Origin of the sequence: Phocaeicola barnesiae DSM 18169 = JCM 13652 (genome assembly GCF_000374585.1) — a bacterium.
In the GTDB taxonomy this organism is placed as follows: Bacteria; Bacteroidota; Bacteroidia; order Bacteroidales; family Bacteroidaceae; genus Phocaeicola; species Phocaeicola barnesiae.
The window spans coordinates 1-18,618 of the sequence record NZ_KB894655.1 but is presented as its reverse complement, the minus strand read 5'-3'; the positions used below and the strand labels follow the sequence as shown (position 1 = coordinate 18,618).

The 18,618-nt window shown below is 51.8% G+C and carries 19 protein-coding genes; 14 read left to right on the top strand and 5 right to left on the bottom strand.

Annotated features, from left to right (window positions below):
• From C510_RS0112365 to recG, 3 genes are all read left to right on the top strand, one after another.
• Positions 1–549 carry a DJ-1 family glyoxalase III gene (locus C510_RS0112365; protein WP_018711655.1) on the top strand — a complete coding sequence of 183 codons (549 nt, stop codon included), beginning with the start codon at positions 1–3 and terminating at the stop codon, positions 547–549.
• Positions 549–1,208, top strand: a complete 660-nt coding sequence (locus C510_RS0112360) for a 2-C-methyl-D-erythritol 4-phosphate cytidylyltransferase (protein WP_018711654.1) — start codon at positions 549–551, stop codon at positions 1,206–1,208. Before C510_RS0112365 ends, C510_RS0112360 begins: the two co-directional genes overlap by 1 nt.
• A gap of 97 nt (positions 1,209–1,305) precedes the next feature.
• Entirely contained in the window at positions 1,306–3,405 is a 2,100-nt protein-coding gene (gene recG, locus C510_RS0112355) for an ATP-dependent DNA helicase RecG (protein WP_018711653.1), read from the top strand.
• A gap of 105 nt (positions 3,406–3,510) precedes the next feature.
• Here recG and C510_RS0112350 read toward each other — a convergent pair whose 3' ends face one another.
• Positions 3,511–3,765: a type B 50S ribosomal protein L31 gene (locus C510_RS0112350; protein WP_018711652.1), complete on the bottom strand. Its 255-nt coding sequence runs from the start codon at positions 3,763–3,765 to the stop codon at positions 3,511–3,513.
• 365 nt (positions 3,766–4,130) lie between these two features.
• Here C510_RS0112350 and C510_RS0112345 point away from each other — a divergent pair, with 365 nt between their 5' ends.
• On the top strand, positions 4,131–5,138 hold the full coding sequence (locus tag C510_RS0112345) for a class II fructose-bisphosphate aldolase (RefSeq protein ID WP_022340627.1): 1,008 nt from the start codon (positions 4,131–4,133) through the stop codon (positions 5,136–5,138).
• Between the two features lie 319 nt (positions 5,139–5,457).
• On the opposite strand, the gene C510_RS0112340 is transcribed toward C510_RS0112345, so the two are convergent.
• Positions 5,458–6,006, bottom strand: a complete 549-nt coding sequence (locus C510_RS0112340) for a DUF3332 domain-containing protein (RefSeq protein WP_018711650.1) — start codon at positions 6,004–6,006, stop codon at positions 5,458–5,460.
• A 153-nt stretch (positions 6,007–6,159) separates the two neighbouring features.
• Between C510_RS0112340 and C510_RS0112335 the strand changes: the two genes are divergently transcribed.
• Positions 6,160–7,734 carry an MFS transporter gene (locus C510_RS0112335; protein WP_018711649.1) on the top strand — a complete coding sequence of 525 codons (1,575 nt, stop codon included), beginning with the start codon at positions 6,160–6,162 and terminating at the stop codon, positions 7,732–7,734.
• A 127-nt stretch (positions 7,735–7,861) separates the two neighbouring features.
• On the opposite strand, the gene C510_RS0112330 is transcribed toward C510_RS0112335, so the two are convergent.
• Both C510_RS0112330 and C510_RS0112325 read right to left on the bottom strand, forming a co-directional pair.
• Entirely contained in the window at positions 7,862–8,896 is a 1,035-nt protein-coding gene (locus C510_RS0112330) for a DUF4831 family protein (RefSeq protein ID WP_018711648.1), read from the bottom strand.
• Positions 8,897–8,906: 10 nt separating this feature from the next.
• The gene (locus C510_RS0112325) at positions 8,907–10,424 is read right to left on the bottom strand and encodes a bifunctional ADP-dependent NAD(P)H-hydrate dehydratase/NAD(P)H-hydrate epimerase (RefSeq protein ID WP_018711647.1); all 1,518 of its coding nucleotides are present in this window, start codon (positions 10,422–10,424) and stop codon (positions 8,907–8,909) included.
• 156 nt (positions 10,425–10,580) lie between these two features.
• On the opposite strand from C510_RS0112325, the gene hpt reads away from it, so the two are divergent.
• The 8 genes from hpt (at position 10,581) to C510_RS0112285 (ending at position 16,031) form a co-directional block, all read left to right on the top strand.
• The gene (gene hpt / locus C510_RS0112320) at positions 10,581–11,117 is read left to right on the top strand and encodes a hypoxanthine phosphoribosyltransferase (RefSeq protein ID WP_018711646.1); all 537 of its coding nucleotides are present in this window, start codon (positions 10,581–10,583) and stop codon (positions 11,115–11,117) included.
• A gap of 28 nt (positions 11,118–11,145) precedes the next feature.
• A complete protein-coding gene (locus C510_RS0112315) occupies positions 11,146–11,715 on the top strand; it encodes an adenylate kinase (RefSeq protein WP_018711645.1) in 570 nt (189 codons plus the stop codon).
• A gap of 142 nt (positions 11,716–11,857) precedes the next feature.
• Positions 11,858–13,042 (top strand): GTPase ObgE, encoded by a 1,185-nt coding sequence (obgE, locus tag C510_RS0112310; RefSeq protein ID WP_018711644.1) that lies wholly within the window; start codon positions 11,858–11,860, stop codon positions 13,040–13,042.
• 2 nt (positions 13,043–13,044) lie between these two features.
• Positions 13,045–13,854, top strand: a complete 810-nt coding sequence (gene pgeF / locus C510_RS0112305) for a peptidoglycan editing factor PgeF (protein ID WP_018711643.1) — start codon at positions 13,045–13,047, stop codon at positions 13,852–13,854.
• 13 nt (positions 13,855–13,867) lie between these two features.
• Complete coding sequence (locus C510_RS0112300) at positions 13,868–14,539, top strand: B3/B4 domain-containing protein (RefSeq protein WP_018711642.1); 672 nt, start codon at positions 13,868–13,870, stop codon at positions 14,537–14,539.
• Positions 14,540–14,566: 27 nt separating this feature from the next.
• A complete protein-coding gene (locus C510_RS0112295) occupies positions 14,567–14,761 on the top strand; it encodes a hypothetical protein (protein ID WP_018711641.1) in 195 nt (64 codons plus the stop codon).
• A 45-nt stretch (positions 14,762–14,806) separates the two neighbouring features.
• Entirely contained in the window at positions 14,807–15,322 is a 516-nt protein-coding gene (locus C510_RS0112290) for an outer membrane beta-barrel protein (protein WP_022340623.1), read from the top strand.
• A gap of 91 nt (positions 15,323–15,413) precedes the next feature.
• Positions 15,414–16,031, top strand: a complete 618-nt coding sequence (locus tag C510_RS0112285; RefSeq protein ID WP_018711639.1) for a porin family protein — start codon at positions 15,414–15,416, stop codon at positions 16,029–16,031.
• A gap of 90 nt (positions 16,032–16,121) precedes the next feature.
• Here C510_RS0112285 and C510_RS0112280 read toward each other — a convergent pair whose 3' ends face one another.
• Positions 16,122–17,321 (bottom strand): phosphoribosylaminoimidazolecarboxamide formyltransferase, encoded by a 1,200-nt coding sequence (locus tag C510_RS0112280; RefSeq protein WP_081621845.1) that lies wholly within the window; start codon positions 17,319–17,321, stop codon positions 16,122–16,124.
• 115 nt (positions 17,322–17,436) lie between these two features.
• Here C510_RS0112280 and C510_RS0112275 point away from each other — a divergent pair, with 115 nt between their 5' ends.
• Entirely contained in the window at positions 17,437–17,988 is a 552-nt protein-coding gene (locus tag C510_RS0112275) for a beta-class carbonic anhydrase (protein WP_018711637.1), read from the top strand.
• The last annotated feature ends 630 nt before the right edge of the window (positions 17,989–18,618 follow it).

The window sequence follows — 18,618 nt, the reverse complement described above, 5'->3', positions numbered from 1 at the left end:
ATGAAATCAATTTGTATCTTTTTGGCCGAAGGTTTCGAAGAAATGGAAACCATGTTCCCGTTGGATATTTTGCGTCGGGGAGGTCTGAATGTCAAGACTGTATCTGTAACCGGAAACAAAACGGTAACGAGTTCACATCAGGTTCCTGTCGTGGCTGACATGCTGTTCGAGGACCTGAACGAAGCAGAGGTGGAAATGATTGTACTGCCGGGTGGACTGCCTGGAGCAACCAATCTGGACGCACATGCCGGCTTGGACAAACTGATTATGAGCTTTGCCGCAGCAGGTAAACCGTTGGCCGCTATCTGTGCCGCTCCGATGGTATATGGCAAACGTGGTCTGCTGAAAGGCAAGAAGGCTACCTGCTATCCGGGTTTCGACACATACCTGGAGGGGGCTGAATATACCGGTAACCTGGTGGAAGTTGTCGATAACTTCATCTTGGGTAAAGGTCCGGGAGCTGCCTGGATGTTCGGCTTTGCCATTCTGGAGAAATTTGCCGGCGCTGACAAGGTGGCCGAAGTGAAAAAAGGAATGCTGATTGCCTGATGAAGAATTACGTCATCGTTGTGGCTGGCGGTAAAGGACTCCGCATGGGAGGGGATATCCCGAAGCAGTTCCTGCCTGTAAAGGGGAAGCCGGTGCTGATGCGTACGCTGGAGGCTTTCCATGCCTGCGATGCACAGTTGGAACTGATTCTGGTACTTCCGGCCGATCAGCAGGCCTACTGGAAAGAGCTCTGCTCCACCTGTCATTTTACGTTACCTCATCGCATAGCCGATGGAGGGGAGACCCGTTTCCATTCCGTAAGGAACGGACTGGCACTGGTGGATGAAGAAGGACTGGTAGGGGTGCATGACGGTGTCCGCCCCTTCGTCTCACAGGAAGTTATCCGTAACTGCTACCGGGAGGCTGCTCAGAAAGAGGCGGTGATACCGGTGGTGGAAGTGGTGGAAACCCTGCGCAGGCTGGAGGAATCGGGGAGTGAAACAGTACCCCGTAGCAGTTACCGCCTGGTACAGACTCCGCAGGTCTTTACGGTATCGCTGTTGAAGCAGGCGTACGCTCAGCCCTATTCGCCGATGTTTACGGACGATGCTTCGGTGGTGGAGGCTGCCGGACATGCGGTACATCTCATTCCGGGAAATCGGGAAAACATCAAACTGACTACACCTTTTGACTTGAAGGTGGCGGAAGTGCTGGCTTGATCAAGCTATACAGAACGTGTCGTCGAGGCGGAACTCCCGTCGGACGACACGTTTTCTGCATCTGTTATAAACCTATTGGAAAATTCATGGAAGGGATATGTTCGATTTGACTACACGAGACATCAAGTATCTGCAGGGGGTAGGACCGCAACGTGCGGCTATCCTGAACAAGGAGTTGGAAATCTATTCCTTCAAGGACTTGTTGTATTATTTCCCTTACAAGTACGTAGACAGAAGCCGGGTGTATCTCATCCGTGAAATCGACGGGAACATGCCATACATCCAGTTGCGGGGAAAGGTCCTGAGCTTCGAGACGTTGGGAGAGGGGCGGCAGCGGAGGCTGGTCGGTCATTTCTCCGACGGTACCGGTGTCGTGGACCTGGTCTGGTTCCAAGGCTTGAAGTTCATAACCGGAAAGTATAAGGCCAACGAGGAATACATCGTTTTCGGAAAGCCGACTGTATTCAACGGACGCATCAACATCGCCCATCCGGATATTGACCCGGCGGCGGAACTGACGCTTTCTGCCATGGGCCTGCAGCCGTATTACAATACGACGGAACGGATGAAGCGGAGCAACCTGCACTCTAATGCCTTGACGAAGCTGATGAAGAACCTGTTCGGGGCGCTGCAGCATGAAGTGCTGGAAGAGACCCTTAGCCCTTCGCTGGTGGAGAAGTACCGGTTGATGCCGCTTACCCAGGCGCTCTATTACATCCATTTTCCGCAGAATCCGGAACAGCTTCGGCAGGCGCAGTACCGGCTGAAGTTCGAAGAACTGTTTTATGTTCAGTTGAATATCCTGCGTTACACCAAAGAGCGGCGGAATAAATTCAAGGGGCTGGTGTTCAGCCGGGTAGGCGAGATATTCAATACCTTTTATTCCAAGCATCTTCCTTTCCAGCTGACAGGAGCCCAGAAACGCGTCGTCAAAGAGATGCGCCGGGATATGGGAAGCGGACGTCAGATGAACCGCCTGTTGCAAGGCGATGTGGGGAGTGGCAAGACCTTGGTCGCGCTGATGACCATGCTGATAGCCTTGGACAACGGTTACCAGGCATGCATGATGGCCCCGACCGAGATTCTGGCTACCCAGCATTATGAAACTGTCCGTCATTTCCTGGAAGGGATGGATGTCCGGGTGGAGCTGCTTACGGGAACCGTGAAGGGGAAACGCCGGGAAGCCGTCCTGAAAGGCCTGTTGACCGGCGAGGTACACATCCTGATCGGTACACACGCGGTGATAGAAGATACGGTGAACTTTGCTTCGCTGGGACTCGTGGTCATTGACGAGCAGCACCGCTTCGGGGTGGCCCAGCGTGCCAAGTTATGGGCAAAGAATACTTGCCCGCCCCATGTGCTGGTCATGACGGCTACGCCGATTCCCCGTACGTTAGCCATGACCCTGTATGGCGATTTGGATGTCTCGGTCATCGACGAGCTTCCTCCCGGACGCAAACCGATTCAGACCGTTCATCAGTTCGATAACCGCCGTGCCTCCCTTTATGCCTTTATCCGGAAGCAGATACAGGAGGGACGTCAGGTGTATATTGTCTATCCCCTTATTCAGGAAAGCGAGAAGATGGACATCAAGAACCTGGAAGAAGGTTACCTGCATATTTGCGAGGCGTTCCCGGAATACAAGGTCAGCAAGGTGCATGGCAAGATGAAGCCGGCCGAGAAAGACGCGGAAATGCAACGTTTCTTGCGCAATGAAACCCAGATTATGGTGGCGACGACGGTTATCGAGGTGGGAGTGAATGTCCCTAATGCCTCGGTCATGGTCATCGAGAATGCCGAACGCTTCGGATTGTCGCAGTTGCATCAGTTGCGGGGACGTGTCGGTCGGGGAGCCGACCAGTCCTATTGCATGCTGGTGACTGGGTATAAGTTGACCGAGGATACCCGGAAGCGCATTGAAATCATGGTACAGACCAATGACGGTTTCGAGATAGCGGAGGCCGATCTGAAGCTGCGGGGGCCCGGCGATCTGGAAGGAACCCAGCAGAGCGGAGTGGCCTTTGACCTGAAGATTGCCGATATTGCCCGCGATGGTCAGTTGCTTCAATACGTGCGTAAAATAGCCGAGCGGCTACTGGATGACGACCCGGATGGCGTCAAGCCGGAGAATGCCGTGGTATGGCAACAGCTGAAGGAGCTCCGGAAAAAGCATGTCAACTGGGCGGTCATTTCCTAGATGGCCGGCCGTTTCTGGCCAATCGGGCACCAGGCCTGCAGACAAAACAAAAGCGAGCGTCTCCTGCAGAAAACGCTCGCTTTTATTTTTACTTTGCGGGTAAAATTACTTTTTCAGACGGTTACCGTAACGGCTCATGAACTTATCTACACGTCCAGCTGTATCGACCAGCTTAGATTTACCAGTGTAGAACGGGTGAGAGCTGCTAGAGATTTCCAGCTTTACCAACGGATAAGTTTCGCCTTCGAATTCGATTGTGTCTTTAGTAGCACAAGTTGAACGAGACAGGAACATGTCACCGTTTGACATGTCTTTAAATACTACCGGACGGTAGTTTTCAGGATGAATACCTTTTTTCATGTTTAGTATATACTTTTATTGTTATTATTGGCAATATCTGGTAACACCAATCGTGTGTAATGGTCTGTTTCGGGTTGCAAAGATACGCCTTTTATTTGAAACTGAAAAGAAAAACAATAATTTTTTATGATACAGACGGTTCGTGGCTTTTTATATTAGATAAAGGTAAGGGGAGACCATGAAAAACGGATGCCCTTTTGTAATATCCACATTGCATCTGCCTGGTCGGGGGCGGCTGTACTCCGCTATTTGTCGGCTGTACCCTTTCCGGTATTATTTTTTTTCGGAAGCAGATAGGAAGTTCTCACAATTATTGCTACTTTTGCATAAGAATTTAATTACTAACTATAATAAATTTTACAACAATGGTTAATTACAAAGAATTAGGCTTGGTGAACACAAGAGATATGTTTGCTAGAGCTATCAAAGGTGGTTATGCTATTCCGGCTTTCAACTTCAATAACATGGAACAGTTGCAGGCTATCATTAAGGCTGCTGTAGAAACTAAATCGCCGGTTATCCTGCAGGTTTCTAAAGGTGCCCGTAACTATGCAAACCAGACTCTGTTGCGTTACATGGCCGAAGGTGCTGTAGAATATGCCAAGGAATTGGGCTGCGCTCATCCGGAAATCGTTCTGCACCTTGATCACGGAGATTCATTCGAATTGTGTAAGTCTTGTATCGACATGGGCTTCTCTTCAGTAATGATCGACGGTTCTCACCTGCCTTACGAAGAAAACGTAGCTTTGACTAAGAAGGTAGTTGACTACGCTCATCAGTTCGATGTAACTGTAGAAGGTGAATTGGGCGTATTGGCTGGTGTAGAAGATGAAGTTAGTGCAGAACACCACACTTATACTAATCCGGAAGAAGTAATCGACTTCGCTACTCGTACAGGTTGCGACTCTTTGGCTATCTCAATCGGTACTTCTCACGGTGCATACAAGTTCAAACCGGAACAGTGCCACGTTGATCCGGCTACAGGTCGTCTGGTTCCTCCTCCATTGGAATTCGCTGTATTGGACGCTGTAATGGAAAAATTGCCGGGATTCCCTATCGTATTGCACGGATCTTCTTCAGTTCCTCAGGAAGAAGTTGATACTATCAACAAGTTCGGTGGTAAGCTGGAAGCTGCTATCGGTATTCCGGAAGAACAGTTGCGTAAGGCTGCTAAATCTGCTGTTTGCAAGATCAACATCGACTCAGACTCTCGTCTGGCTATGACTGCAGCTATCCGTAAGGTATTCGCTGAAAAACCGGCTGAATTCGACCCACGTAAGTATCTGGGCCCGGCTCGTGACAACATGGAAAAACTGTACAAGCACAAAATCATCAACGTTTTGGGCTCTGAAAACAAATTGGCTCAGTGCTAATCTGCCGTACAGATTCTGAAAGATAAGCGGAGGCTGCCTCGTTCGGGGCAGCCTCTTTTTTATGCCCTGTGGCCGGGAGTCCCGTCCCGGTCTGGTGAAACGTGGGGAATAGCTGTTACAGAAAGTTTTCCGGATAAAGGCTTCACGCTTTCACATCGCCTCCGGCGCGCTGTGGAACAAAGAGTTGCGGTGAAGGCTGATGTTTCACGGTGAAGGCAGGGGGCTTCCGGGAAAGCCCTTCCCGGGGCGGCAAAAGAAAAACCGTCCCAGGTTTCAGGCTGGAACGGTTTGGAATATGGTTGATGTCTGTAGGAAGTCCTTACCGGAGGAAAGGAGATTCTCCGCTCTGTGTGCGGGCAATGGCTACTTCCTGTGCGTTCGGCACGATGGTTTTCAGGGAACCGTCCGGTTGCTGGTAGCTGATGGTCCCGTCTTCGTTCATGCGGATGAGTTCGAAGCTTTGTCCTTCCGCTTCGGCATTCCAGGTCCGCTTTTCTGCGTTGTACACCAGGTTCAGTTCTTTTCCTTCATCGCCTTCTTTCGTGATGGTGTAACCGTCTTCATTGGTGCGGATGGCGTAGGTGCCCTTTTCACCGTGTATCGTACGGATGGACCCCAGTTCGGCTACAGGGTTCGAGCCCGACCAGAATTCGATGGAGTTCAGTACCAGGATGTCTGCCAGGTAAGCAACTTCATATACCGGTACGATGTGAAATGCCAGAAAAACTACTTCATTGACGAACTTATTCCCGATGCCCTGGTTCCAGTCTTTCAGGTTCGACCAGAGTCCGAATGAGCCGATGCACGAGGAGAACAGCAGGCTTCCTCCCACCAGTGCGGTAACGATTCTTAATTTTGTCTTTTTCATGGTCTGGTGTTTTTTTGTCTGAATTGATTAGGTCTTGTCTTATTTTTCATTTTGTCACAAAATTAGTATATATTTTGAGCTATGAAAATAAAAAGCCAATAAAAAAACGTATCTTTGACGCGGTTTTGAATATTTAATCTAAATTAGTATAAAATGAAAGAACAGATTCAGAAAAAATTGAGTGACTCGAAGGCCGCTCGCTGGACGGCGCTCATCATTGTTTCCTTTACAATGATGTGCGGTTATTTCCTGACGGACGTCATGTCTCCGCTGGAAAATTTGCTGACTACCCGGGGAAGTGTGGCCCATTTTACTGACGATACATCCATGCCTACCGATTCGTTGTTGGCCAAGATGGAACTGCTGGCTGCCGATGAGGCTTCGCCTTCGCTGACGGTAGAAAGTCTGGAGAAAGGGCTCCAGGTACAATACCTGGATTGTGTGGATGGTAATCAGCAGGTGGTAGAGAAGACGGTGGCTACCATTGCTTCGGGCGAAGGATGGTCCAGTACGGAATACGGATTCTTCTCCGGCTCCTATGGTTACATCAATGTTTTTCTGCTGATGCTGTTCTTCGGCGGTCTGATTCTGGATAAGATGGGTATCCGTTTTACCGGTATCCTGTCTTCCGGACTGATGTTTGCCGGTGCGCTGATCAAATGGTATGCGCTGGCCAGCGACTTCGGCGATGCCACTTTCCTGGGTATGAACCTGCAGGTTGTCGTGGCTTCGTTGGGCTTCTCCATTTTCGGTGTCGGCTGCGAAATCAGTGGTATTACCGTATCGAAGGTCATTGTCAAATGGTTTGCCGGTAAGGAACTGGCTTTGGCCATGGGACTTCAGGTGGCGATGGCCCGTATCGGAACGGCTGTAGCGCTGGGCGTCAGTCTGCCGGTGGCCCGGATGATGGGCGAGGTTTCCTATCCGGTACTTTTCGGTGCCATTACCTTGTGTATCGGTTTCTTGTGCTATCTGGTATATTGTGTGATGGACAAGAAGGAAGACGCTTCCGTACAGGCTGCCCGTCAGGAGGCCGGCGAAACTGCCGAGGAAGAAGGTTTCAAGATGTCGGACCTGAAGCTGATTTTCTGCAGCAAAGGTTTCTGGCTGATTACCCTGTTGTGCCTGATGTTCTATGCCGGGGTGTTCCCTTTCCTGAAATTCGCTACCAAGCTGATGATTTTCAAATATAACGTACCGGAATCTTTTGCCGGGCTTATTCCGGCCCTCTTGCCTTTCGGTACCATCCTGTTGACCCCTGTCTTCGGAACCCTGTACGACCGTATCGGTCGGGGAGCTACCCTGATGATTATCGGTTCGGTCATGCTGACGGTGGTACACGTGCTCTTCGCCTTGCCGGTGATGAACTATTGGTGGTTTGCGGTGGTAGTGATGGTAATCCTGGGTATTGCCTTTTCACTTGTACCGAGCGCCATGTGGCCTTCCGTTCCGAAGATTATCCCGATGAAGCAGCTGGGTTCGGCCTATGCCATCATCTTCTACATCCAGAACATCGGTCTGGCCATGGTTCCGCTGCTGATAGGATGGGTTATCAACGATTTTGCTACCCAATACAATGAAGCCGGTGTGGTGACAGGCTATAATTACACCGTACCGATGACCATCTTTGCCCTGTTCGGCGCTTGTGCCATCCTCATTTCCCTGATGCTTCGTCAGGAAGATGCCAAGAAGCACTACGGCCTGGAAGAGGCGAACATGAAGAAATAAACCGACGGTACACAGCCGGCGGCCGGCGGAACCGGCCGGTGGCTGTATATCAGAAAGGCAACCGTGCTACAGCAGGTTTTACCCGGACTGTGGCGCGGCTGCCTTTTTTATGTCTGGTGGACTGTTGTCAGTCCTTGTCTATCTTCACGATGGCGCCGGTATTCGGATTGAAGACGACGCGGGTGTTGACCTTCTTGTCGAAGAGCCCGTCGGTCAGGACTTCTGTGTACCCCAGTTGGGTGACAGGCAGTTCCTCTTCGAAAACCGTCTTTCCTTCGAAGCTGACGCTGACGTTGGCTTTCCCTGGAATGTTGTAGAGGACTCCTTTCGGCTGTTTCCCTTTTCCTTCTTCCTGGGTGCCCAGGGCGGTTTTGCTGGTCAGGTTCACATAAATCGGTTCTCCGGCCAGGTCGTCCGGGGTCAGGATACCCAGCTTTTCCGAGAAGCGGAAGGCAATCCGGTCCTTCAGCCCTTCCTCCGGCGACAGGCGTACGGTGAACACCTGGTCCTCACGGTCGTTGATGCCGGTAAACATTTCCGTCATGGCCTGTTCCTGCTGGTTCAGGTTGTCGATGACCAGTTGCAGGGAAGCGCCGTCTTTCGGCATGTTTTCGGCCTGCCCGCGTAGAATCAGGTTCTTGCTTTCGCGGATGTTGAAGATTTCCCTGGCGGTCAGTTCAGCCATCTTGGCGGTGGAGCCGGCCATCAGGATTTCTTCCGTCAGGTATTTCCGGGCGTTGGGATGCCGCTGGGGTTTTTCCAGCTTGTAGGGAGTCTCTTCCGTGGCGGGGGCCGAGGTGTTGATGGCCTTGATGATGCCGTCGTCTGTCAGTTCCATGTTCGAGGCCAGGTCCTTGTCCTTCAGTTTCATGATATAGGCCTTGGTCGAATCGGGTACTCCCACTGAACATACTTCTATCTGTTTGATTTTCCAATAGGTTTCCGGTTGGGCGGTTACGTTGTTCAGGCGCAGGAAACGGTTGGCGTATTGGCAGAACTCTCCCGGCTGATACGTTACTTTGGTGGCGATGACACGTACTTCCAATGCCGTTTTCGGAAGGAAATAAGCGATTCCTTCTCCTTTCCCCGGTATGTAGGGGTCTTGGGCATAAGTGGCGGCCGTAGCTGCCAGCAGGCTTAGCGCGATGATTCCTTTCTTCATGGTCGGAGGTTTATTTCGTTTCGGTTAGTTTTTTCCAGGCTTCCGGCAGAGCCTCGATGATGTCGGCGGCGTTCATGCTGATGACTCCCTGCCGTTCGCGGGCGATGTCGCCTGCCAGTCCGTGTACATAGACTCCCAGGCGGCAGGCTGCTTCCTGCGGATAGCCTTGGGCCAGCAGGGCCAGCAGGATACCGGTCAGCACATCTCCGCTTCCTCCGGTGGCCATGCCCGGATTGCCGGTCGGATTGAAGTAACAGTTTCCTTCCGGTGTAATGATGGTAGTCCATGCTCCTTTCAGTACGATGTAGCACTGCAGGTAGGAAGACAGTTCCTTGGCCTTGCTCAGGCGTTCGTAGCTGTTGCTGCACCGGCCTACCAGGCGTTCCAGCTCCTTGACGTGTGGGGTCAGGATGGCTTGTTTCGGGACGCGGTTCAGGAAGTTCCGGTATACGCTGAGGTTGTTCAGGGCGTCGGCGTCCAGTACCGTCGGTACATAGCAGCTGTCCAGCTGTTCGATGGTGGTCTTGGCGGTGATTTCCTCCTGTCCCAGTCCCGGACCGATGGCTATGGCCTGGTAGTTGTCCAGGTCGGTCGGTTCGGCAAAGAACCGTTCGTGCAGGTCGTCTTCCACCGTGGCCTGCGGAACCAGGGTCTGAACCAGGTTGTGGTTGCAGATAGGTGTGTGGACGGTCAGGCGTCCGATACCGGAGCGCATGCAGGCCTGGGCTGCCATGACTGCGGCTCCACCCATGCCGTATGAACCGGCGATGAGGAGTCCGTGTCCGCGCATGCCCTTGTGGGCGAATTTCTTATAGGGACGGATAAGGCTCCGTACTTCCGCCTCTTCGGTGATGTAGTAGGGAGTCGTGACGTTCTTCATGAATTCCTGGCTGGTGCCGATGTCCAGCACTTCCCATTCGCCCACGTATTCTTCGTTCTCGGCGAAGAGGAAGGACAGCTTCGGAAGCTGGATGGTCAGGGTCAGGTCGGCCTGGATGATGTTCTGGCGTACGTTGTAGGTATTGTCTTCGCCCATCAGTCCCGAGGGGGTGTCGATGGAGACCACGGTCGACTGCGACGCGTTGATATATTGTACGACTGCTGCGAAGCCGCCGCTCAGAGGCTTGTTCAGTCCGGCTCCGAAGAGGCCGTCTATCACGATGTCGTTGCGCGTCAGTTTCGGCGGGTCGAACTGGGAGCTCACTTCCGTAAAGTTGGCGAAACCGCATTCTTTCAGCCGGCGGATGTTGGTAAGACATTCTTCGGAGATTTTTCCGGTCACGTTGAAGAAGACCACTTCCACCGGATAATGTTTCAGGAACAGCATGCGGGCCACAGCCAGGGCGTCGCCGCCGTTGTTTCCGGCACCGGCAAAGACAATCATGCGGCGGGCTTTGTCCCAACGCCGGCAGATGGCGTCAGTAATCAGGCTGGCCGCTTTTTCCATCAGGTTGATGGATAGTATGGATTCATGGCTGATGGTATAGGCATCAGCTTCGCGTTGTTGTTTGCAGCTTAATATTTTCATTGTTCTCTCAACTAGCTAATTTGACGGTAAAAGTACGAAAAAAGGATTGAACTGTCTTTATGTTTCCTTAGAAAATATATTTAAAACCGTCGTGAGCGTGTGGAGGTTTGGCAGATTATTCGTAAATTTGCACCAATTTATTAACAACATAGATCTATGGATACTATTCAGATTAAAGATAAACGGTTTACCACGTTCATTCCGGAAGAGAAGATTCTGACAGAGGTTGCCCGTGTGGCCGATGAAATCAATCGTGACCTTTCCGGAAGCGACCCCTTGTTCGTGAGCGTCCTGAATGGGTCATTCATGTTTACCGCCGATCTGATGAAACGGCTGACCATTCCCTGCGAAATCTCTTTCGTGAAGCTGGCTTCGTATGAAGGGACTTCCACTACCGGCCGGGTAAAGGAACTGGTAGGACTGAACGACGACATCAGCGGACGTACCGTCGTCATTGTAGAAGACATTGTCGATACCGGCCTGACCATGCAGCGGCTGCTTGAAACCTTGCGCGCGAAGAATCCCAAGGACATCCGTATCGCTACGCTGCTGGTGAAACCCGACAAGCTGCAGGTAGACCTGAAGATTGATTATGTGGCCATGAATATCCCGAACGATTTCATCGTTGGCTACGGACTCGATTACGACGGTTACGGACGTAATTTCCGGGATATCTACATCGTAGAAGACTAATACTCACTATATAATAATTAAGGTAAAAATGTTGAATATTGTAATTTTTGGTGCACCGGGCTCCGGAAAAGGAACTCAGAGTGCCCGTATCGTGGAGAAATACGGATTGAACCACATCTCTACAGGCGACGTGCTGCGTGCCGAAATCAAGAACGGTACCGAACTGGGTAAGACAGCTAAAGGCTACATCGATAACGGACAGCTGATTCCGGATGCCCTGATGATTGACATTCTGGCTAGTGTATTCGATAGCTTTAAGGACAGTAAAGGTGTCATCTTCGACGGTTTCCCACGTACCATCGCTCAGGCAGATGCGCTGAAGGCGATGTTGAAGGAACGCGGACAGGAAGTGTCTGTCATGCTTGACCTGGAAGTTCCGGAAGATGAACTGATGACCCGTCTTATCAAGCGTGGTCAGGAATGTGGACGTGCTGACGATAATGAAGAAACCATCAAGAAACGTCTGGTCGTTTACCATTCACAGACAGCTCCGTTGATTGACTGGTACAAGAATGATGGCAAGTATTGCCACATCAATGGTCTGGGTACCATGGAAGGTATCTTTGCCGATATCTGTACTGCAATCGATAAACTCTGATTGAATCATATATACGAAGAATGGAGAGCCTTCTGTCTGTCCGGATATAAGGTTCTTTATTCTTCTTTATCTTTTATCGTAAATATAAACCGACCGTTTACTTGTTTCGTAGGGATACGAACGTAATTATTGAACTAGCATTATGGCTGAATCGAATTTTGTTGATTATGTAAAGATCTACTGCCGCTCCGGTAAAGGAGGCCGAGGCTCGGTACACATGCGTCGTGAGAAATACATGCCCAATGGAGGCCCTGACGGTGGCGACGGTGGTAGAGGAGGTCATGTTATCTTGCGGGGTAACCGCAATTACTGGACATTGCTGCACCTGAAGTATGAACGCCACGTGTTCGCCGAACACGGAGGAAACGGCTCGAAGAACAAGAGCTTCGGAAAAGACGGTGCAGATAAAATCATTGAAGTGCCGTGCGGAACGGTGGCCTACAACGCCGAAACCGGCGAGTATGTATGCGACATTACCGAACACGGACAGGAGGTCATCCTCTTGAAAGGGGGACGCGGAGGACTGGGCAACTGGCACTTCCGGACGGCTACCCGCCAGGCTCCCCGCTTTGCGCAGCCGGGCGAACCCATGCAGGAGATGACCGTTATCTTGGAACTGAAACTATTGGCCGATGTAGGTCTGGTGGGATTCCCCAATGCCGGAAAGTCTACGCTGCTTTCTACGGTGTCGGCGGCCCGTCCGAAGATTGCCAACTATCCGTTCACTACGCTGGAACCGAATCTGGGTATCGTCTCTTACCGCGAAGGGAAGTCCTTCGTGATGGCCGACATCCCGGGTATCATCGAAGGGGCCAGCGAAGGGAAGGGGCTGGGCCTGCGCTTCCTGCGCCACATCGAACGTAACTCGCTGCTGCTGTTCATGGTGCCGGGCGATACGGACGATATCCGCAAGGAATACGAGGTGCTGCTCAACGAGCTGGCACGTTTCAACCCGGAGATGCTCGACAAGCAGCGGGTGCTGGCTATCACCAAGAGCGATATGCTGGACGAGGAGCTGATTGCGATGCTGGAACCTACATTGCCTCAAGATATACCGCATGTATTCATCTCTTCCATTACCGGACTGGGCATATCCGAACTGAAGGACATCCTGTGGACGGAACTCAACAAGGACAGCAACCAACTGGAAGCGGTCCGTCGGGAGGCGATTGTCCATCGTGCCAAGAACCTGACCGAGCTCCAGCAGGAACTGCAGGATATGGGCGAAGACGAGGACTTCGAGTTTGAATACGAGGACGAAGCGGACGACGAGGATTTCGAATACGAATACGAAGAAGAAGATTGGGAGGACGAACCCCAGAAATAATCATGAATCATTTTTCAGCAGATAACCGGATGTTGGTGTATGGGGCGATGCAACCTTACACCGACATCTTCTGTTTCTCGACCACCCGGCATGGAGGGTTCAGCGAAGGGGCGTATGCCTCGTTCAACTGCAACGGCTATTGCGGCGACCGTCACGAGGCGGTGGCCCGGAACCGGGAACTCTTGTGCGGCCTGCTGCCGCAACGGCCGGAAACGTTGCTCATCCCTCACCAGACACACGGTACAGAGGTACGTACCGTGGATGAGGCTTTCCTGCAGTTGCCCGATGCGGCCCGCACGGAGGCGCTGGAAGGGGTGGATGCCCTGATGACCCGTATTCCCGGGCAGTGCCTGTGTATCTCTACGGCCGACTGTATCCCGGTGCTTTGTTACGACCGGCGCCTGCGGGCGGTGGCCGCCGTTCATGCGGGATGGCGGGGTACCGTGGCACGGATTGTCGGTAAGACCCTGCGGCAGATGGGAGAGGTGTACGGCACCCGTCCCGAAGATGTGGTGGCCTGCATCGGTCCCGGCATTTCGCTGGACGCCTTCGAGGTAGGCGATGAAGTCTATCAGGCATTCTGCGAGGCCGGCTTCCCCATGGAGCGCATTGCACGCCGGGACTCGAAGTGGCACCTGGATTTGTGGGAGGCCAACCGCCTGCAGCTGTTGGAACAGGGGGTTCCCGAGGCGCAGGTCTCGGTAGCCGGTATCTGTACCTATCGGCAGAACGACAGGTTCTTTTCCGCACGCCGGCAAGGTATCCGCTCCGGACGTATCCTGTCGGGAATTCTGCTGATGCATCCTTTCTAAACGCCAACGAAGTATGAAGAAGATTACATTAGAAGTCTCTCCGGAGCTGAAAGCCGCCTGGCCTTCGTTCCAGGGAGCCGCCGTACTGGCCGAAGTGACGAATTCGGCCTACAGCGAGCCGTTGTGGAAACGCATCCAGGAGTTTACGGAACTCTACCGCCAGCGGTATACTGTCGATTCCATCAAGGATATGCCTGCCATCCAGGCTACCCGCCAGGCCTATAAGAAATGTGGCAAGGACCCCAGCCGCTACCGTCCCTCGTCCGAGGCACTGTGCCGGCGCATCCTGCGCGGACTTCCCCTGTATCAGATCGATACGCTGGTGGACCTGATTAATCTGGCCTCCATCTACAGCGGACACTCCATCGGCGGGTTTGACCTCGACAAGATTGTGGGCGACCGCCTGGTGCTGGGCATCGGAAAGGCCGGCGAGCCGTATGAAGGCATCGGACGCGGGGAGCTGAACATCGAAGGGATGCCTGTCTACCGCGATGCGGTGGGTGGGGTAGGGACTCCTACCAGCGATAACGAACGTACCAAGCTGACCGGTGACACCACTCACCTGCTGGCCATCATGAACAGTTACCGTGGAAAGGAAGGGCTGGAAGCCGATGTGCGGTACATGGTCGACCTCTTGAAGGAGTTTGCCGCCGCCCGTCAGGTGGAAGTCGTGTATTTCAATTGATTCCGAACAATTAGCCGATATAGATTTATGGATATAGAAAAGATTATGACCGAGGGGATTGTCTTCAAGGGAAGCAAATCCTCGCCGGCCGGAAAGAAAGAAGAGAAAGTAAAGACCAAGGCCAAGAAGAAGACCTACATTACGGGGCTTCACGGTTCGGGTTCTGCCAAGATGAAAGCGGAATACCGCCGTCAGCGGGCGAATCGCCATAAGGGAAAATGACAGAAGTGTATTTTATTTTTAATATTAATCTTTAAATTAGTTTTTATGAGAAAGTTTTTGTTTGTATTAGTGATGTTGGTGTCTGCATTGGCAGCACAGGCACAGGAGATGTATCTGGGCGGTGGTATCAGCCTTTGGAGAAATGATGACGCAGACCGTACTAAGTTTTCTATCGCTCCGGAGTTCGGTTATAATCTGAACAGCAGATGGGCTGTGGGAGGAGAGCTGGTCTTTTCTCATTCATATGAAGACGGCACCAGCCTTAATTCGTTTGCTTTGGCACCTTATGCCCGTTTTTCGTTCTACGAGAATAAGATTGTCCGTTTGTTCCTTGATATGGGATTCGGTTTTTCTACTACAGCGGTAAAGGATATGGATAACTATAATGGTTTTGAGATTGGTGTGAAACCGGGTATTTCCATTAAGTTGAACAATCATTTCAGTCTGATTTCCAAGATTGGTTTTGCTGGATTCCGCGACGATTATTTCCGGGGTGAAAATGGACTGGGTGTAGACCTCGATGGAGAAAACATTTCCATCGGAATCGATTATGAATTCTGATTTATTCTTTTCATTGCGAAAAAACAGGTAGAAAGAGAGGCATGTGCCGGATTTTTCTTATTTTTGTCTGAAATGACGAAAAAAGAAAGACATGATGAAAAAATTACTTCTCCTGATGGTGGGCGTACTGTGTACGCTGACTGTCGCCGCACAGACAAAAGTAACCTGGAGTATGGAACTCGGTTTGGGTATGAGTACCTGGATGGGAAAAGGCTCCGACCATACCAATCCGATATTCAGCCCGAAAGTAGGAATCGGCATCGATGTCCCCTTGAGTGGACTGGTCTCTTTCCAGACCGGACTGTCGTGGGTATCGAAAGGTGCCAAGGCCGAACGCCTGAATCAGGACGTGCAGGTCAACCAGAACTATTTCCAGATGCCGCTGCTGGCTGCGTTCCATGTAGGGACTGTCTCTTCGTTTGACATGGTGTTTACGGCAGGTCCTTACCTGGCATACGGCGTGAACGGAAAGACGGAATACGAGGTGGACGATATGACGACTTCGTGGAATACCTTCGGAAGCTCGAACCTGAACGGTGTCAAGACCGACGGACTGGACCGGCTGGATGCCGGTGTACAGGCGGGGGTAGCGATGGACTTTCCCCGTTGGACGGTAGGTCTTGACGGTGACTTCAGCTTCATCAAGATTGCTTCCGGTCATCATCCGTATAACCTGGCCTTTTATCTGACATGCGCATATAAGTTCTGAATCGCGTAGCGGCCGAAGGCCATGTACGAAGACTCCCCCGGGTAAGGAACCGCTTCCTTTCCCGGGGGAGTCTCGTTTGTATAGGGCCTGTTAATGGTGGAACAGGCGGATGCCGGTAAACGCCATGGCGATACCGTACTTGTCGCAGGTGGCGATGACATGGTCGTCACGTACCGAGCCGCCGGCCTGTGCGATATAGGTTACACCGCTCTTGTGGGCGCGTTCGATGTTGTCGCCGAAGGGGAAGAAGGCGTCCGAGCCCAGCGATACGCCGGTCAGTGTGTCCAGCCAGGCACGTTTCTCTTCGCGGGTCAGCACTTCCGGCTTCTCGGTGAAGAACTGTTGCCATACGCCGTCGGCCAGTACGTCGTCGTGGTCGTCACTGATGTATACGTCGATGGTGTTGTCACGGTCGGCGCGGCGGATTTTCTCTACCCAGGGCAGGTTCAGTACCTTCGGGTGCTGGCGCAGGTACCAGATGTCGGCCTTGTTTCCTGCCAGACGGGTACAGTGGATGCGGCTCTGCTGGCCGGCTCCGATGCCGATGGCCTGTCCATCCTTTACGTAGCATACGGAATTCGACTGGGTGTATTTCAGGGTAATCAGGGCAATCATCAGGTCGCGGCGGGCCGCTTCGGGGAAGTCCTTGTTCTGGGTCGGGATGTTTTCGAAGAGTTCCGCTCCGTTCAGTTTGATTTCGTTGCGTCCCTGCTCGAAGGTGATGCCGAATACGTCCTTGTGCTCGATGGGGGCCGGGCGGTAGTCCGGGTCAATCTGTATCACGTTGTAGGTACCTTTCCGCTTGGCTTTCAGGATTTCCAGCGCTGCGTCGGTATATCCCGGCGCGATGACCCCGTCGGAAACTTCGCGGTTGATGAAACGGGCCGTGGCTTCGTCGCACACGTCGCTCAGGGCAATGAAATCGCCGTAGGATGACATGCGGTCGGCTCCACGGGCGCGTACGTAGGCGTTGGCCAGCGGTGAAAGCGGCAAATCACCCACAAAATAAATCTGTTTCATTGTTTCGTCCAGTTCCAGGCCGATGGCGGCGCCTGCCGGGCTGACGTGTTTGAAGGAAGTGGCAGCCGGCATTCCGGTGGCTTCTTTCAGTTCCTTGACCAACTGCCATCCGTTCAGGGCATCCAGGAAATTGATGTATCCCGGGCGTCCGTTCAATACGGTGATGGGCAGTTCTCCCTCCTGCATGTAGATACGGGCAGGTTTCTGGTTGGGGTTACAACCGTACTTCAGTTCGAGTTCTTTTGCCATAGTTTGATTCGTTTGAGTCATTTGCACAAAAATACAGATAATTTTTTGCTTGCAGAAACAGAATCCGTTGTAAATTTGTTGGCAGAGAACAACATCTTTCGTGCAAGACAGATGGCATTAATTAAAACTGATTGAGATGATAGACGAACTACTGAAATTCAATGAAGCCTTTGTGGCAGAGAAAGGGTATGAGAAATACATCACCACCAAATACCCGGACAAGAAAATAGCAATCGTAACCTGTATGGATACCCGCCTGGTAGAGCTGCTCCCCGCGGCACTGGGCCTGAAGAACGGCGATGTGAAGCTCATCAAGAACGCCGGCGGTACCGTCATGCATCCGTTTGGAAGTGTGGTGCGCAGCCTGCTGGTGGCCATCTACGAGCTGGGCGTGCAGGAAATCATGATTATCGGCCATACCGACTGCGGGGTACAGCACATGGACAGCGAACTGATGCTGAAGCACATGCGTGAGCGGGGCGTGTCGCAGGACCACCTGGACATGATGGAGTATTGCGACATCAACCTCCGTTCCTGGTTGAGCGGCTTCAACGATACCGAAGAAGCGGTACGTAAGAGTGTACACCTGGTGAAACATCATCCGCTGGTTCCGCAGGATTTGATTGTCCGCGGTTTCATCATGGATTCGGTGACCGGGCAACTGACGGAACTGACGAATATCGACTGATTCCCATCTGCCTGGTAACCAGCTTGTTGGTAGGGCTCGAAAAACGAACGTTTGTTTTCATTCAAACGAACGTTCGTTCGGATGAAAACGTCCGCACGTTTCGGTTGGAACGTGCGGACGTTTTTTTGAAGGGAATCCATTAAATATAGGTGTACGGTCTGTCCCTTGAAAACGGGAAGTAGGGAAAATAGTTATTCTTATTCGTCAGACTATCAGTCTGTTGAAAAAAAATTGATAAAAATGTTATAAAAAAGTGTTGTAAAACACTTGCAGGTTTCGGAAAAGTCTGTACCTTTGCAACCGCTTTCGAGAGGGAAACGCACTGAAGAAATGAAATTCTGATGACAGAGTGTAAGCCGGATGTCTTTCCGGAGGCGCTTCACTGAGTATCTTACCTTGCATGCTGCAAGGGAGCGAGAAAGGGTGAGCTCGGAGGGGGACGCGCTTCGGACCGCCGCTGAAAAATTTTTCTGAAAAACTTTTCTGAAAAATTTGGTGGTTTCGAAAATATGACTTACCTTTGCAACCGTTTTCAACACAAGATTTGAAGGCAAGTTCTTTGAAAAGCTTTAGATAAACAAACAGAGATGTAGTACAAGAAGTAGTCCATATCAATAATATATGGTATGG

Excerpts from the sequence above, each read along its gene's own strand:
- pgeF (WP_018711643.1), top strand. The coding sequence starts at position 13,045 with ATGAATCATTTTTCAGCAGATAACCGGATGTTGGTGTATGGGGCGATG.
- obgE (WP_018711644.1), top strand. The coding sequence starts at position 11,858 with ATGGCTGAATCGAATTTTGTTGATTATGTAAAGATCTACTGCCGCTCC.
- C510_RS0112350 (WP_018711652.1), bottom strand. The coding sequence starts at position 3,765 with ATGAAAAAAGGTATTCATCCTGAAAACTACCGTCCGGTAGTATTTAAA.
- C510_RS0112335 (WP_018711649.1), top strand. The coding sequence starts at position 6,160 with ATGAAAGAACAGATTCAGAAAAAATTGAGTGACTCGAAGGCCGCTCGC.
- C510_RS0112340 (WP_018711650.1), bottom strand. The coding sequence starts at position 6,006 with ATGAAAAAGACAAAATTAAGAATCGTTACCGCACTGGTGGGAGGAAGC.
- C510_RS0112290 (WP_022340623.1), top strand. The coding sequence starts at position 14,807 with ATGAGAAAGTTTTTGTTTGTATTAGTGATGTTGGTGTCTGCATTGGCA.
- C510_RS0112295 (WP_018711641.1), top strand. The coding sequence starts at position 14,567 with ATGGATATAGAAAAGATTATGACCGAGGGGATTGTCTTCAAGGGAAGC.
- C510_RS0112285 (WP_018711639.1), top strand. The coding sequence starts at position 15,414 with ATGATGAAAAAATTACTTCTCCTGATGGTGGGCGTACTGTGTACGCTG.
- C510_RS0112360 (WP_018711654.1), top strand. The coding sequence starts at position 549 with ATGAAGAATTACGTCATCGTTGTGGCTGGCGGTAAAGGACTCCGCATG.
- C510_RS0112315 (WP_018711645.1), top strand. The coding sequence starts at position 11,146 with ATGTTGAATATTGTAATTTTTGGTGCACCGGGCTCCGGAAAAGGAACT.
- C510_RS0112365 (WP_018711655.1), top strand. The coding sequence starts at position 1 with ATGAAATCAATTTGTATCTTTTTGGCCGAAGGTTTCGAAGAAATGGAA.
- C510_RS0112330 (WP_018711648.1), bottom strand. The coding sequence starts at position 8,896 with ATGAAGAAAGGAATCATCGCGCTAAGCCTGCTGGCAGCTACGGCCGCC.
- C510_RS0112275 (WP_018711637.1), top strand. The coding sequence starts at position 17,437 with ATGATAGACGAACTACTGAAATTCAATGAAGCCTTTGTGGCAGAGAAA.
- recG (WP_018711653.1), top strand. The coding sequence starts at position 1,306 with ATGTTCGATTTGACTACACGAGACATCAAGTATCTGCAGGGGGTAGGA.
- C510_RS0112325 (WP_018711647.1), bottom strand. The coding sequence starts at position 10,424 with ATGAAAATATTAAGCTGCAAACAACAACGCGAAGCTGATGCCTATACC.
- C510_RS0112345 (WP_022340627.1), top strand. The coding sequence starts at position 4,131 with ATGGTTAATTACAAAGAATTAGGCTTGGTGAACACAAGAGATATGTTT.
- C510_RS0112300 (WP_018711642.1), top strand. The coding sequence starts at position 13,868 with ATGAAGAAGATTACATTAGAAGTCTCTCCGGAGCTGAAAGCCGCCTGG.
- C510_RS0112280 (WP_081621845.1), bottom strand. The coding sequence starts at position 17,321 with ATGACTCAAACGAATCAAACTATGGCAAAAGAACTCGAACTGAAGTAC.
- hpt (WP_018711646.1), top strand. The coding sequence starts at position 10,581 with ATGGATACTATTCAGATTAAAGATAAACGGTTTACCACGTTCATTCCG.